The sequence below is a fragment of the Nonomuraea sp. NEAU-A123 genome (assembly GCF_018603905.1).
Classification (GTDB): Bacteria; Actinomycetota; Actinomycetes; order Streptosporangiales; family Streptosporangiaceae; genus Nonomuraea.
In genome coordinates, this window is record NZ_JAHFZZ010000017.1 from 51082 (window position 1) to 65921 (window position 14840).

General features: G+C 68.3%; 11 protein-coding genes and 1 riboswitch. Of the genes, 5 read left to right on the top strand and 6 right to left on the bottom strand.

Annotated features, from left to right (window positions below; all coding sequences use genetic code 11):
• Positions 1-90 precede the first annotated feature (90 nt).
• From KLK06_RS40580 to KLK06_RS40590, 3 genes are all read left to right on the top strand, one after another.
• Positions 91-1716: a tetratricopeptide repeat protein gene (locus tag KLK06_RS40580; protein ID WP_214641003.1), complete on the top strand. Its 1626-nt coding sequence runs from the start codon at positions 91-93 to the stop codon at positions 1714-1716.
• 145 nt (positions 1717-1861) lie between these two features.
• Positions 1862-2290: a hypothetical protein gene (locus KLK06_RS40585; protein ID WP_214641004.1), complete on the top strand. Its 429-nt coding sequence runs from the start codon at positions 1862-1864 to the stop codon at positions 2288-2290.
• A 62-nt stretch (positions 2291-2352) separates the two neighbouring features.
• A complete protein-coding gene (locus KLK06_RS40590; protein ID WP_284735275.1) occupies positions 2353-3159 on the top strand; it encodes a patatin-like phospholipase family protein in 807 nt (268 codons plus the stop codon).
• A gap of 7 nt (positions 3160-3166) precedes the next feature.
• Here KLK06_RS40590 and KLK06_RS40595 read toward each other — a convergent pair whose 3' ends face one another.
• Positions 3167-3313 (bottom strand): hypothetical protein, encoded by a 147-nt coding sequence (locus KLK06_RS40595; protein WP_214641006.1) that lies wholly within the window; start codon positions 3311-3313, stop codon positions 3167-3169.
• Between the two features lie 67 nt (positions 3314-3380).
• Between KLK06_RS40595 and KLK06_RS40600 the strand changes: the two genes are divergently transcribed.
• A complete protein-coding gene (locus tag KLK06_RS40600; protein ID WP_214641007.1) occupies positions 3381-6938 on the top strand; it encodes a WD40 repeat domain-containing serine/threonine protein kinase in 3558 nt (1185 codons plus the stop codon).
• A gap of 58 nt (positions 6939-6996) precedes the next feature.
• Here KLK06_RS40600 and KLK06_RS40605 read toward each other — a convergent pair whose 3' ends face one another.
• The 4 genes from KLK06_RS40605 to KLK06_RS40615 form a co-directional block, all read right to left on the bottom strand.
• Positions 6997-8082 (bottom strand): RICIN domain-containing protein, encoded by a 1086-nt coding sequence (locus KLK06_RS40605; RefSeq protein WP_214641008.1) that lies wholly within the window; start codon positions 8080-8082, stop codon positions 6997-6999.
• 322 nt (positions 8083-8404) lie between these two features.
• The gene (locus KLK06_RS63245; protein WP_374197184.1) at positions 8405-8911 is read right to left on the bottom strand and encodes an RloB family protein; all 507 of its coding nucleotides are present in this window, start codon (positions 8909-8911) and stop codon (positions 8405-8407) included.
• A complete protein-coding gene (locus KLK06_RS60520) occupies positions 8817-9119 on the bottom strand; it encodes a hypothetical protein (RefSeq protein ID WP_250906778.1) in 303 nt (100 codons plus the stop codon). The genes KLK06_RS63245 and KLK06_RS60520 overlap by 95 nt, the downstream gene beginning before the upstream one ends.
• Positions 9119-10366 carry an ATP/GTP-binding protein gene (locus KLK06_RS40615; RefSeq protein WP_214641010.1) on the bottom strand — a complete coding sequence of 416 codons (1248 nt, stop codon included), beginning with the start codon at positions 10364-10366 and terminating at the stop codon, positions 9119-9121. The genes KLK06_RS60520 and KLK06_RS40615 overlap by 1 nt, the downstream gene beginning before the upstream one ends.
• Positions 10367-10506: 140 nt before the next feature.
• Between KLK06_RS40615 and KLK06_RS40620 the strand changes: the two genes are divergently transcribed.
• On the top strand, positions 10507-14004 hold the full coding sequence (locus tag KLK06_RS40620) for a serine/threonine-protein kinase (protein WP_214641011.1): 3498 nt from the start codon (positions 10507-10509) through the stop codon (positions 14002-14004).
• Positions 14005-14051: 47 nt separating this feature from the next.
• Here KLK06_RS40620 and KLK06_RS40625 read toward each other — a convergent pair whose 3' ends face one another.
• The gene (locus KLK06_RS40625) at positions 14052-14675 is read right to left on the bottom strand and encodes a GNAT family N-acetyltransferase (protein ID WP_214641012.1); all 624 of its coding nucleotides are present in this window, start codon (positions 14673-14675) and stop codon (positions 14052-14054) included.
• A gap of 7 nt (positions 14676-14682) precedes the next feature.
• Positions 14683-14771, bottom strand: a riboswitch (SAM riboswitch).
• Positions 14772-14840 lie beyond the last annotated feature (69 nt).

Consider the following 14840-nt stretch of genomic DNA (forward strand, 5'->3'; position numbering starts at 1 on the left):
CGTTCCTGGAGGTTGGCCGGCTGGTTTGCGGATAGCGGCATGTGACACTCATCGAATACGGCGCTCCGATTCATTGCAGGAGGGGCGGAGATGCCGCGCTGGCTCAAAGTCGTGATCGCGGCGGTGCTGCCGTCGATGGCTGGGGCCTTGGCCTGCACTCCGAGACCGTCGAGCAACTTCACGGTTCCGTGGATCAGATGGCTGCCGAACTCGGGTTACGCAGCGACGCCGACGACCGTGGAGCAGTTCACCGAGGGCGAGGCGGTGAGCTACCTCAGCACACGAGTGGGCACAAGCGACAGCGGCGGCTTCCGGCCGCTCGCCGAGGAACTGGATCGCTTGCCGCTCGCCCTGGCGATCGCCGCCGCGGCACTGGTCGGCCCGCCCCGCCTGTCCTGCGACTCCTACCTTGCGCGGCTGCATGCCACCCCCATCGAGGTACTCCTCGTCCGGCCCCGCGGCCAGCCGTACCCCAGAGGAGTCGCGCAGGCGATCATGCTGTCGGTCGGGGAGATCGGCCGCGTGTCCGCGCAGCTGCTCGGCGAGCTGTCGGTGCTGTCGACGTCTGGTGTCGGACTCGACCTGCTCGACCCGCCGGCGGAGACGGCTTTGGCCGAGTTGGGGGCTCGATCGCTGGTCACTTTCAGCCGCGACGACGCGACCGCGTTCGTCCACCGGCTGGTCCGGCGTGCAGTACGTGAACGGGCCAAACGTGACGGCACCCTGGCCGTGATGATCGAGACTGCCGCCCAGCGGCTGCGCGTGGCCGTCGAGGATGTCACCGACCAGGACACCTGGCGGAAGTTCCCCACGATCATGGCGGTGGCCGACCATGCGACGGCCCTGTGGGAGGCCGTGGAGCAGTTTCCTGACGACGAATCCGTGCGGATCCGGGCGGCGGCCGAGGCCGTGCTGCACGTCCGCCAGGTCGTGGCCAACCATCTCATCTATCTCAACGACCAAGTCCGGGCCGTCCCGATCGCCGAAGCCGTCGCTGCCGGACGTGAGAAGCTCCTGGGCGCCGAGCATCCGGACACCCTCACTGCTCTGCACAATCTCGCCCACGCCTCCGAGGACGGGTCGATGCAGGCCACCGCGCTGTATCAGCGCGTCGCGGCCGAGCGCGCCCGGACCCTTGGTGAGGATCACCCGGATACGTTGTGGTCACGTGCTTGTGCGGCGTTCTCGTACACGATGGCAGGCAGGGCATCCGAGGCGATGACGCTGCTGGACCAGGTTCTGGCCGACCAGGAGCGGGTTCTCGACCCCGACCATACGACCCTGCTCGGAGCGCGGTACTTCCAGGCCTACACCAATATCGAGGCAGCTCGGCCGAACCGGGGGATCACTCTGTTCCAGCAGCTGATCGCCGATCATGAGCGACTGTTCGGTGAGGACTATCCCGAGACCTTGGTCATCAAAGGGCAACTGGCCCGGGCCTACAAGGCGGCGGCCAGGACTGACGAGGCTGTCCACATGTACGAACACGTCGCCGAAAGGCAGGCGAGAGTGCTGGGCGCCGACCATCCCGACACGCTGATCACACGACATGGCCTGGCCGCGGCGTACGCGGCGGTGGGACGGACCGCGGACGCGCTCGCCGAATACGAATGGGTCGCGAACCGATTCGAGGCCGTAATGGGCCCGGAGCAGACGCTGACCAAGACCGCAAGAGACGACCTGGAGCGCGCCCGCCGGGCTCTCCAACAGCGTTGAACGTCACCGAAACCCGCGGGGCAGGATGTGTGCTGTGGAAGTTGAGCAAGGCAGAGGGGGTCGGTTTCGGGATCCCGGTGTTCGTCTGTGGCATTTCGCCAAGGAGATTTTGGTCCGGTGTCCGCGGTGTGACGGACGTGCGCTGGTGGCCGTACATCCTGATCATCGCGACGGGCATACGTACGCCGTCGGCTGGCTGACGGCGCCTCATCGGCTGACCTGTCTCGGGTGCGGCCACCTCGCCGAATGGGTGCCGCGGCGGTGGCGTAGCGGTGCCGGAGATGCGTACTTCACCGGCGGCGGCGCGCTTTTGGTGCCGCAGTTCGGCGGGCCGGACGACCCCTACTTCGGGCTGCCGTTGTGGTTGCGGCGGCCGTGCTGTGGGCGGGTGTTGTGGGCGTACAACGTGCCGCATCTGGAACTGCTGGAAGCGTACGTGGCCGCGTCGCAGCGGGAGCGGCCCAGCCCCGCGGGGTCGCAGACGTTGCTGGAGCGGCTGCCCGCGTGGATGAAGGCGGCCGGCAACCGGGCCGAGGTGCTCGCCGCGATCCGAGAGTTGCGTGACGGGGTGTAGGCGGGTTCACCCAGGCGGGGGGAGTTGACCTCAAGTGGACTTGGGGTTGCAAGCTGCTGACCATGAGACAAGAGACAGCGGTGGTGCTCGGGCCTGGTGGGATGTTGGGGACGGCCTGGCTGGCCGGACTGGTCGTCGGGTTGCGACGCGAGAAATTCGACCTTGCGAAGGCCGATCTGACCATCGGCACGTCGGCAGGAGCGATTGTCGGTGCGGCGCTGGCGGCGGGGCAGGACCTGGAACGGCTCGCGGTGCTGCCCGATCCGGATGGTGAGCCGGCGGTCAAGGCAGATCACGAGCGAATGGGCGAGGCGTTCGCCATCCTCGGTGATCCCACGCTGGAGCCGGCTGCGGCTCGGCACCGGGTCGGTCGGCTCGCGCTGGCTGCCGAGACCGGTGCCGAGGAGGCGTACCTGGCGCGGATGGAGTTCCTGATCGGGGCTCGCGAGTGGCCCGAGGGCAGGCTGCTGATCCCCGCGGTGGACGTCGAGACAGGCGAACCGCTGGTGTGGGAGCAGGCCAGCGGCGTGTCTCTGGTGGCGGCGGTGGCTTCGAGCACCGCCTTTCCCGGCATGGCCCCGCCGATAACGATCAACGGTCGGCGTTACATGGACGGCACACTCCGCTCGGGTTCCAACGCCGACCTCGCCGCAGGCATACAGACGGCAATCATCATCGAACCGTTGGCCCACCTGTTCCCTGCGAACCTGCCACAGGACGCAGCGGCGGTACGGCTCGCGCCGGACCTGGCCGCACAGGAAGCCCTCGGTGATCTCAACAACCGTGCCGCTTGGTCGTCTGTCTACCAGGCAGGGGTACGGCAGGCGCCCGAAGCCGCCGAGCTCATCGAGCCTGTTTGGGCGCGGTGACGGGCCACTAGTTGGTGCAGTCCTGGTTCTTGAGTTCCAGGCTCACGATGTAGACCTTGTTGTGTTCGAGCAGGAACCGGTAGAAGGCCTGCCGGTTGCCGGGGATGTCGGTGACGAGGAGAAGGTAGGCCGGGCGCGTTGAGGATCTGTCCATGTGGCAACTCCAGGGAGGGGGACGGCATCTAAACGACGTAGTCGATCAAAGGTGACGGGGTGGTGAGATGGCGTCGGCCCTGCTTCCTGGCGACCCGCCTCGGCTGGGGGATTTCTGGCTGGCCGGTCGGCTTGGTGCCGGGGGACAGGGGGTGGTGTACGAGGCGTACGACCCCCAGGGCGTCCGGGTGGCGATCAAGGTGTTGCACGGGGATGCCGTCGGTGATCGGGGTCTGCGGGCACGGTTCGGCAAGGAGGCTGCTGCCGCCCAGCGGGTGGCCTCGTTCTGTACCGCTCGGGTGCTGGCGGTTGATCTGGACGCGCCCAAGCCGTACCTGGTCAGCGAGTACGTCGAGGGGCCCAGCCTGCGTCAGTCGGTCGACGGCGGGCGCCGGTTCAGTGGCGACGAGCTGCACCGGCTGGCGACCGCGGTGGCCACGGCGCTGACCGCCATCCACGACGCCGGGGTCGTCCACCGTGATCTCAAACCCGACAACGTGCTGCTGGGGCCCGACGGCCCGCGCGTCATCGACTTCGGTGTGGCGCGTACCCCGGAGATGTCGCTTACCACCACCGGCCAGGTCACCGGCACCCCGACCTACATGGCTCCGGAGGTGTTCACCGGACAGCGCGCCGGCGCGCCCGCCGACGTGTTCGCGTGGGGCGCCATCGTGGTCTACACGGCGACCGGTGATGATCCGTTCAGGGCGGAGAATCTTGGCGCGGTCATGCACCGTGTTTTGTTGGTCGAGCCGGATCTGACGGCGCTTCCGCGGTCGCTGCGATCTCTGGTCTCGGCAGCCCTGGCCAAGGACCCTGTTGGCAGGCCGACCGCGCGCGAGCTGCTGCTCGGCCTGGTCAGCGGCTTCCAGGGCAGCCAGGCCGACCTGCTCACCGTCGGCAGCGCCGAGGCCGGGCTGCTCGATCGCGGGGCCCCGGCCGACCCCACTCTCGGCGCCCTGGCCGACGACGCCTACGGATTCCTCGAACCCGCCGAACGTGATCTGGTCCCCGATCTGTTCCTGCGCCTGGTGAACGTCACCGACACCGGCGAGGTGACCGTACGGGCGGCGTCGCGGGAGGAGTTGTCGGAGGCCAGGACGCCGCAGGAACAGGCCGCACTTGAGCGGATCCTGGAAGTCTTCGCCTACCTGGTGATCACGCGGGGGGACGACATCACCCTGGCCCGTCCGGCGCTGGTGCAGGCCTGGCCGCGGCTGCGCTCCTGGGTCGGCGACGAGCGCGACGGACTGCCCATGCACGACATGATCCGCACCGGCGCGCGCCACTGGAACGCTCATGGACGCCGTGAGGGCGACGTCTTCCAGGGCAGCCGCCTGGAGACTGCCCTGCGCTGGGCCGCCACCGGCCGCCGCCACCTCACCCTGAGCAAGCTCGAACGCGACTTCCTCGACGCCTGCAACGCCGCCACCCGCAACCGGGTCAGGCGCCGCCGCCTTCTCACGGTCGCCCTGGCCGTCCTGCTCGTCCTCGCTCTGGCGGGCGGCGGCGTTGCCCTGCGGCAGAGCCGCCTGGTCTCGGAGCAGAGCAGGATCGTCGCGGCACAGCGGGACGAGGCGGTCGCGGGCAAGGTGGCGGCGCAGGCCGACACGATGCGGGCGACGGACCCGGTTCGGGCGATGCTGCTCAGCGTCGCCGCCTGGCGGCTGGCCCCCGTGTCCGCGACGCGGGCGACGCTGGAGAACGCGTGGGCACAGCGTGAACGCGCGGCGTTCACCGACCCCGACACCGGCGCCGAGACCGTACGGCAGCTGACCGCGGACGGGCGTACGTTCGTCAGCGTGTCGCCTCAGGGCGTGCGGATCTATGACGTGCGTACGGGCAAGAGAATCGGCGGTTGGAACGACCTGAAGATGGGCGCGGACCGGTTCCTCGGAGCCGACCTCAGCCCGAGCGGCCGGTTGCTGGCCGTGGCCGCGGGCCATGCCATCACCATCTGGGACACGAGCACCGGCCGGCAGACGGGAGCCAGGCGCAAGATCGATGTGCCGGGGTTCTTCAACGGCGTCCAGTTCCTGACTGGCGACCGGTATGTGAACGTCGTGGGGAGCCAAGGTGGTGACCTGTGGGACCTACGGACTGGCGCGACCGTCTCCGCCAGAGCCGGCATGCTGAGGCCGGCCGTCACTCCGGCGGGCGACCTGGTCGTGAACGTCGACCTCGAAAAGCATTTCCAGTTGCTGAGGCTGCCGAGCGGGAAGCCGGTGGCGCGGTGGCACGACGGAGAGACCTGCGGCAAGGACGGGCAGGTGGCCGCCATCAGCCCCGACGGGCACACGGTCGCGTGCGGCACCGGCTCGAACATCTCGTTCGTGGACCTGCGTACCGGGCGTACGCTCCCCAACCGGGCATCCACCGGCTGGGACGCCAACGGCGACGGGCAGATCTGGTTCAGCCCCGACGGCCGCTACCTCGTGAGCGGCGGCGTCGGCCGCTTCGTGCTCGTTCGCGTCTCCGATGGGGACACCCTGCTCGACTACCGGGCCGCGCCGCAGAACGTGGTCTTCGACGGTACGACCCTGCGCTACCTGGCCGACGAGACCGTGGTGAGCCTCGACATCTCCGATCTGGTCCACCCCGTACGGCTGCCCGGCCGCACCCCGGAGGCCGCGGTGTTCAGCCCCGACGGCCGGTTCCTGGCCACGCAGCAGCAGGCCGAGTCGCGGCAGTTGGTGCTCTGGGACGTGGTGCGGCGCCGCCCGCTGGGCTCCCCGCTGAAGATCACCATCGGAGACGGGGACATGGCCCTCGCCTTCAGCGGTGACGGGCGGCTGCTGGCATCCATCGGCGGGCTGGGACAGCGGCTGCAGATGCGGGACACGTCGCAGCCGTCGCACGTGTCCGAGGCCCGGCTGCCGGGCAACTGGACGGCGTCCACCATGGCGGTGAACGGGAACGGGACGCTCGTCGCGGTCGGCGCCAGCGACACCAATGACGACCTTGAGGGTACGGGGCACAGTCGCGTGTTCGTCTGGGACGTGCCGCACCACACGTGGATGCGGTCCGTCGATACCGGGAACCTGTCGGAGGTCGTGTTCCGGCCGGGTAGCCCGATGATGGTCCCGGTGGTCAACTCAGGGAACCACCTGATCGATCTCTCCACCGGACGGCCGGTGGGCCCCGGGTTCGGCCCGGGAGGGCTCAACGGCAGGATGCAGAGGATGGCCTTCAGCCCGGACGGAGCGACCCTCGCCACCGGCGACGACTCGGGCAGGCTCGCGTTCTGGGATGTGGCCACGGGCGACAAGCACGGTCCGACACTCCGGGCGAACCCCAACGACGGCGTCGGGATCACCCAGATCATCTTCTCTCCCAAGGGCGACGTGGCCGCGTCCATCGGCGCAGGACAGGTCCAGCTGTGGGACGTCGCCACGCCGCGCAAGCTCGGGCCGTCGATGGCGGTGGACCAGAACCTTGTGTCAGCCGCGTTCGGATCAGGTGGCGCGGTACTGCACACGCTCGACGACACAGGCGTGCTGCGGGACATGTCCGTCGGCCCCGAGGCGACGGCCGCCACGATCTGCGCCCGCGCCGGGCGGGGGCTGACGCGGGCCGACTGGCAGCGGTATCTGCCCGGCGTGCCGTACCGGGAGGTCTGCCCGTGACCGGCCCGGCCCCCGTCGATCGAGGCCGGGCCGGCTGTGGTCGTACCTCTGTCCGATGTCAGCTCAGGAAGCTGCCGTACGGACCGGACAAGATCTGGTTCTTCTGGCTCTGGCTGAAGTGCGTGTTCGGGTAGTCGTAGAACGACGCCGACATCGGTGTCCCGTCGGTGGAAGTCGAGTCGGGCAGGCCGAAGGCGTGGCCCAGTTCGTGGACCATGCCGCCGTACCAGCGGTTCATGGGGCCGTTCACGCCCGCGGCGCCGTCGGCGTCGTGCTGGTTCAGGATCACCCAGCCGCCTCCGCCACCGCCGCCCGCGCCGGAGCCTTCCGCGCTGATCTCACCTACGTTGATCCAGCGTGAGTCGGGTGCTCTCAGGCTCAGCTTTCTGATGAGTTCTTGCTGCATGTTGAATACGGTCCACCAGTACGGGTCGCTTCCGTTGGGCGTGGTCTCGTACCAGCTCTTCACGTGGTCGCCGTTGACGACCTCGACCACGGTGGTGTTGAGGGTGAAGGTCTTGCCCAGTTCCTGCTTGTAGTAGCGCTGCGCTTCCCGCATGACGTTGGCGATGCCGTCGGGCCACCGCTGGTCGTACGCCACGTCGGAGGGCTTCAGCCAGTACACCCGGACTGTCTTTTCCGGGGGTGTGGTGGTGCCGCCACCGCTGCTGTAGTTCGGCAACCGCCAGGTCCGTGAGGACACCGCGTCGCAGGGCAACTGCACGAGGGCGGCGTTGGCGGCCGAGGAGCCGCCTGTGGGCACGACGCACTTGCTGGAGTGCACCGCTTGGAGCCTGAAGGTCTTGTCGGTCCCGCTGACCGTCACCGGGACCAGGCGGAACTTCTGGTTGTTGGCGGTGGAGCAGGTCCACTGGATGACCGTGGCGTTGTCGGCGGTGGACGCGCCGTAGACGTCCACGCACCTGCCGGCGGTCGACGTGGCGATGGTGTACTGGTCGGTGGTGCCGCTCACCGGGGTGAAGGTGAGGTTCTGGTTGGCGCCGCCGTTACAGGTCGCCTGCGTGAGCTGGACGCCGTTGGTGGTGGAGCTGTTGGGCAGGGTCAGGCAGTTGCCGCCGTTCTGGTTGACGGCTGTCGAGGTGAATGTCGTCGCGGCATTGGCTGGTAGGGCGGCCAGCGTCATGATCAAAAAGACTACGACGGCGGTGAGCGGCGCAATGGCAGCGGGTAATCGTCTCATCGATACGCGTCCTCCGTGTCGTGGGGATGAGCGCAGGTGGCGACGATCTCCCGGGTCTGAGTGACGCCCTCGATCGTCGCCCGGCCGTGGATGGGTCTTGCGGCCTTGCGGACACCATGACAAACGAAAAGGTTTTCGGCAAGATCTTATGAACGTTACATCGGGGCAACGAGGACAGCATGCCCCGGCGGGCCTGCGGCGCTGACGTGGCACGTGCGGCTTCTCGAAATGCTTTTCGGTCGTTCGCAGCGAGACGCCACATCGTTCAGGAGACGATCCCGAGGACCTCAAGGATGCGGTAGACGTCGGTGGAGGGGTCGCGTCGGAGGATGTCGCAGTTGGGGGCGTGGCCAGGTGCACCGGGCTCGGGTGTGGGAGCGCAGCGTCCGCTCGGGCAGTCGGCAACCAGATGCTGGGCCAGCTTGACCGCCGTTGCCTGCCGACCTTCCTTGATCAGCTCCTCGAAGTGATGAGGTTCGATGAGCTTTTCGAAGTCTGCGAATTCCTTGGTCCTTCGAAGCTTCGCGGGGATCGCCGTACGGTCTCCGCCGAGCCGGCCAGGTGGGCCTGACGCGAAGTGGAGCCAGAGCCAGAGCTCGAAGTGCGGGTGGGAGAAGGCGACGTTGATCCCGTTCTGGCGGGCAAGGCGGAACGCCTCGTAGATGTCCTCGTTCTCATCACGATCGAAGACCGCCCAGAATGCCGAGTTTTTTGATCCCCTTGGTGGACTTCTTGAGCCGGATCGCCTCTCGTACCGCAGGGGCTGGCTTATAGCCGTTGAACTGCTGTCCCTCGGTGACCTTGCGCGGGGTGAGCTGGATCTGGAAGTTATGCTCTGCTCCATAACGGTGGTTGAGATGGTGGAAGTAGCTCCGCTCGGTCTGCCCCTCGCAGACTACGAACAGGACATTGTTCTTTCTGGGGGTGCCCAGACCTGGACGCGGAGGCGTAGCTCCACTGGGTGCTCCGCGTTTGGCCATCAGGTGCGCACCTCCGTCGTCGGCTCCGTGAGCGGTCTGGCAAGGGTCTCTGCGATCTCGCCGACGGTCAGCCTTGGCACGCCGCCGTACGTGCCGGCCAGGTAGTTGCGGTCGAGGGCCTCGGTCTTGCGAGGACGGGCGTCGGTCAGCGGATAGATCTCGGAGACGCCGTCCCGGTTCTTGACCGTGATGCGCACCTGGTCCCGCTCCAACGGCTGGAAGATGTGCGTGCGGCCCAACAGGGTCGCGTCGTGGACCGTGCACACCAGTTGCGCGTTGTTGGGGTTGGCCGCGGGATCCTGGAAGAGCCGGAGGACTTCGGCGGCGAAGAGGGGATGCAGGCTGGTGTCGAGTTCGTCGACGAGGAGGGCCGCCCCGTGGTCGAGGGTGGTGAGGAGGGGGCCGAGGAAGGCGAACCAGGATCGGGTGCCCATGGATTCCTGTCGTTCATAGCTCAGTGCGACAGGACCGTGGGGGCCTTCGTGCATGAGTCGGAGTTCGCCGGTCAGGCTGTCGATCTCGGTCCCCACGACTCCTAGGTCCGCGACCTTGAGAAGGCCGATGATGCGATCCCGCTGCCGGGGGTCGTCGAGCATCTTGCGGGTGAAGCTCTGCCGATCTTCGAAGTCACGCCCTGGACTGATCCACCAGAGGTTGTGCCGGAACCAGTCGTGGATCGGCTTGAGATATGGCTGATTGAAGGCTGCGGCGACGGTCAGGAACAGCGCGTTGGGCCGGGTCTGGGAGACAAGGCTTTCCTTCGACCCCTTCAGTCCTTCACCAGGAAAAGCGAAGGGCTCGTCGGCGTCGCGTTCGAACCAGACCTGCCGACGGGCCTGTCCACCAGGGTATGTATGCAACCATTCGGTCTCTACCCGCTGGTCGGACACCTCGAAGCCATAGACGTACCGGTCACCGTCGAGAACAATGTCGACCTCGAAAAGGGACGTATCTGTACGGGCGTCCGGGTCGAGTTCGTACGGCTCGCGCGGGATGCCGTCAAGGGCGGACCAGCCGTGGACGGAGTTGAGGACGGCCTGCCGCATCCAGCGGATGGCATGCAGGACGTTCGACTTGCCGGACGCGTTCGAGCCGTAGATCGCGGTCGCCGGTAGGTAGGCCAGATCGGGATCTTCGGCGAGACCGGCAGGGCGCCTTGCCCCTTGGTTGAATTTGCTTGCCGCCAGCCAGACCTCGAACTCGCCGCGAAACGATCTATGGTTGGCTCCTCTGAACCTAAGCAGCATTGCACGCTCTCTAACTCGTTCTCCGGATCCATTCTAGTTCGGTACATGCAGATTATCTACGCGACGCTCGTCGAGCGCCGGAGGGAAAGGGTGTATGTTCGGGGGACAACTCACGCGTGACGATTCGCGTCTAATCCGCCGTGGAGTCGCTGAGCGGGGGAGATCCGCAGCACATCGGAGGTTACTGGCTGGCCGGGCGGATCGGGTCGGGCGGTCAGGGGGTCGTCTACGAGGCGTACGACGGGGACGGGCGCCGGGTGGCGCTCAAGATGCTGCACGCGGCCGGTGGCGACGGCAGTCGCGACCGGTTCGCCAAGGAGGCGATCGCCGCGGGCCGGGTGGCCTCGTTCTGTACGGCCAGGGTGCTGGCCGTGGATCTGGACGGGCCCAGGCCGTACATCGTCTCGGAGTACGTGGCGGGGCCGAGCCTGCGGCAGGCCGTGCGCGAGGGGCGCAGGTTCACCGGTGACGATCTGCACCGGCTGGCGACGGCGGTCGCGACGGCGCTGACGGCGATCCATGAGGCGGGCGTCATTCACCGCGATCTGAAACCCGACAACGTGCTGCTCGGCCCCGACGGTCCGCGGGTGATCGACTTCGGCATCGCGCGGACCCTGGACATGTCGCTCACCAGGACCGGAGAGGTGTCGGGCACGCCCAGCTACATGGCGCCCGAGGTGTTCACCGGGCAGCGGGCGGGCGCTCGGGCGGACGTATTCGCGTGGGGCGCGATCATGGTGTACGCCGCCACCGGGCAGGAACCGTTCGACGCCGACAACCTCGGAGGCGTGATGCACCGGGTACTGTCGCACCAGCCCGACCTGAGCGCGCTGCCGCCCCGGTTGGCCGAGCTGGTCTCGGTCGCGATGCGCAAGGACCCCGCGACCAGGCCGACCTCCCGCGAACTGCTGCTCGCGCTGGTCAGCGGCAACGGTACCGACACCAGAGGGCTTCTGGCCGAAGGCAGCCGCGCCGCTGAGGGTGTGCGCGGGGAGGGGGAGGCCGATCCGGCGCTTGGCACCATCGCCGAGGATGCCTATGGCGCGCTCGGGCCGCAGGAGCGTGAGCTGGCCGCCGAAGTGTTCCTGCGCCTGGTCGCCGTGGACGAGGACGGTCGCGAGAGCGGCAGGACCGTCTCCCAGGACGAGCTGTTCGGCGGGCGTCCCGAAGAAGAGGCTGCTGCCATCCGGCGCATCCTGCGAATGTTCTCGTACGTCGTCGTCACCGACGACGAGTCGGTCGCGCTGTCGCGTCCCGCGCTGTTACGCGCCTGGCCCAGGCTGCGCATGTGGGTGGACGCCGACCGTGAGGGTCTCGCGGTCCTGGGGCAGATCACCAGCGCGGCGCGGCACTGGACCGACAACGGCAGGCGAGACGGCGACCTGCTCCAGGGCAGCCGCCTGGAACAGGCGCTGAGCTGGGCGGCCACCGGCCGCCGCCACGTGACGCTCACTCCCCGCGAGCGCGACTTCCTCCAGGCGGGCACCGCGCTGACCAGGAAGCGCAACAGGCGCAGGGCCCTGACCACCACGGCGCTGGCCGTGCTGCTGGTGGTGTCGCTCGCGGCGAGCGGGCTGGCGTTGTGGCAGCGCCAGCAGGCGGCCGGTCAGCGCGACGTGGTCACCGCCAAGCAGGTGGCGGCCGAGGCGGACCGGCTGCGTACCACCGACCCGGTTCTGGCGATGCTGCTCAGCGTGGCGGCCTGGCGCGTCTCCCCGCAGGTCGAGGCCCGCTCCGCGCTGATGGCCTCGCTCCAGCAGCAGGAGACGGCCGTCTTCCACGACCCGCAGGTCAAGGGGGTGGCCACGCGGACGCTCAGCGGCGATGGCCGCACGCTGGTCAGCGTCAGCGACGGCGGCGTCAACGTGTACGACGTCCGCACGCACAAGCGGACGGGCGGCTGGAGGGGGCCAGAGCTCAAGGACGGCCGAGAGCTCTATGCCCCGGTGCTGAGCAGGACCGGACGGCTGGTGGTGATTTACACCCAGGAAGAGCTCGGCGTCTGGAACCTCGCCACCGGCAAGCGGCTGCTCAAGGAGCGCTTTCCGGCGGGCGGCATGCAGATCGGCGTCACGATCGGCGAGGACGAGGCCACCCTCGCCGTCAGTTACGACAACGACCTCGACCACCTGGTGGACGTTCGCACCGGCAGGAAGTTCGGCAGGAGCGCCGCCTTGCACGGGTGGGGTCCACTGATCGACCCGACGGGCAAGCACCTGCTGCTCACCGGCGACAGCTTCGCCGAGCGCGCCCTGCCCGGCTGGGTCCCCGAGCACCGCTACGCGGGCTGCCGCCGGTCGCACTCGGTCGCCGCGTTCTCGTCCGACGGCGCGACCCTGGCCTGCGCGGACAGCGAGGTGGTGCTGCTGGACGCCGTCACCGGACGCCGTCGTGGCAAGGACGTCTGGACCTGTGACGTCTGCGGTGGCGACTTTCCGCGACTCCGCTTCAGCCCCGACGGTCGCTACCTCGCCGCGTTCAACGTGCGCAAGCTCCGGGTGTGGAAGGTTGCCGACCACGACCTCGAGCTGCTTTCGTACCAGGCCGAGGGCGACCTGTCCGATGTCGGTTTCGACGGCTCGACCCTGCGCTATCTGATGGACGACGCGGTGATCAGCGTGGACCTGTCCCCGCGCGCCACCTCGATCAGGGTGGGGGGTGACGACGCCATCCTCAGTCCCGGCAGCGACTGGGCCGCGATCCGCGGCCTTAGCAGTAAGTACGTCCGGCTCTGGAACGTGCGCGAGCGCAAGGAGGTCGGCCGCTTTCCCGCCGACCCGGACATGACGGCCGTGTTGCGGTTCGACGAGCTGGGCAGACGGCTGCTCATCGCGCCGGATTCCGGCCGGATCGAGCTGGTCGACGTCGGTACCCGCAAACGGATCTGGTCGTTCGCCTCCCGGCACGCTGCCGACGGCTTCGCACCGTTGGAGGCCTTCTTCAGCCCTGACGGCAGGACGATCGCGCTCGTCCTCGGTCCGTACGGGCAGACCCTGGAGTACTGGCTGACCGTGCTCGACGCGGCCACCGGCCGGGTTCTGCACGACAGCTTCACCACCAGCGACGGCGGCCCGTATCTGCCCGACGGCAAGAGGCTCGCCACGGGCTCCGGCAGGTTCATGGACGTCGCCACCGGCAAGCTGGTCGGGGCGGGTTATGACACGTCCACCTCCGGCGGGGTAGGTGTCGCTCTCAGCAGCCGTGGTCTCATGGCCATCGCCTACGACGAGACGGGACGTGTCTCGCTCTGGGACCCCTCCGGGCCGACGGCATTGCGCCCCATGCTGCCGAAAGCGGCGGGTCCCGTGAGTGTCCTGGCCTTCTCACCGAGCGGAGACGTGCTCGCTGCAGCCAGCGGTGGCGTCCTCCAACTCTGGGACCCCGTCAGCAGGCGGCGGCTCGGCGGCGGCTTCGACCCCAGGACGATCCAGGATGTCGACTCGCTGACCTTCAGCGCCGACGGCAGCACGCTGTACTACTCGGCCGACGGCGACATCCTGGAGATCCCCATAGGACCCGAGCGGGTCGCCGCGCTGGTGTGCGGGCGCGCGGGCCGCCGGCTCACCGAAGCGGAGTGGCGCCGCTACCTGGGCGACGTCGCGTACCGGGAGGCCTGCCCGAAGACGCCCGGCCGGTGAGGCTCACGTCGGTTGTCGCTGGTCCGGGCCGGCAGTCGCGCACCGAACTACCCGGCGCTCACGGCGGTGAGGCGAGCGTGCAGCGCCGACTTGACGGCCGGCCATTCGGCGGCGATCACGGAGAACATGGCCGAATCTCGCAGCATCCCCGCTTCGCCGGGCGCCCATGACGGTGACCAGCTACGCAATACGCCCTCGAAGCGCGCGCCGAGGCGCTCAATGGCCCGACGTGACCTCTCGTTGCGGGCGTCCGTCTTGAGGTCGACGCGCGCCACGCCCAGCGTTTCGAACGCATGGGTGAAGAGGAGGAGCTTCGCCTCGGCGTTGATCCCGGTGCCCTGCGCCGATGCCGCGAGCCATGTCCAACCGATCTCGATGGCGTGCAGGTCCTGCCGACCCGGCCACGTCCGGGGATCCCAGAACGCGGTGCATCCCACCGCCATCCCGTCCCGCGTCCGAACCTGCGCGAAGGGAGTCAGGCCGTCGTTTCCCCGGGCGAACTGCGCCGCCAGATAATCCTCGATCTCGGCGGCCCGGGGAACCAAGGTGAAACCGTAGGAGGAACGGTCCTCCTCTGCTGCCCGCGCCAGATCCGGCGCGTGTGTCATCGCCAGTGGCTCCAGCCGTACGGACGATCCATGGAGCACGGGAACATCGAGCCGTAGGCTCATGGGGCTCTCCTCATCGTTCCTGGCGTTGGCACCTTGCCCTTGGGCAGGTTGCCGGACCGTCATCGGGCCAGGCCCCTCGGATCCTCTGGATGATCTCGGTGGAGAGATCCTGCCTCAGCGCGAAGACGGCGTCAAACGTCAATAGCGATCGCGAGCAGAGGCACC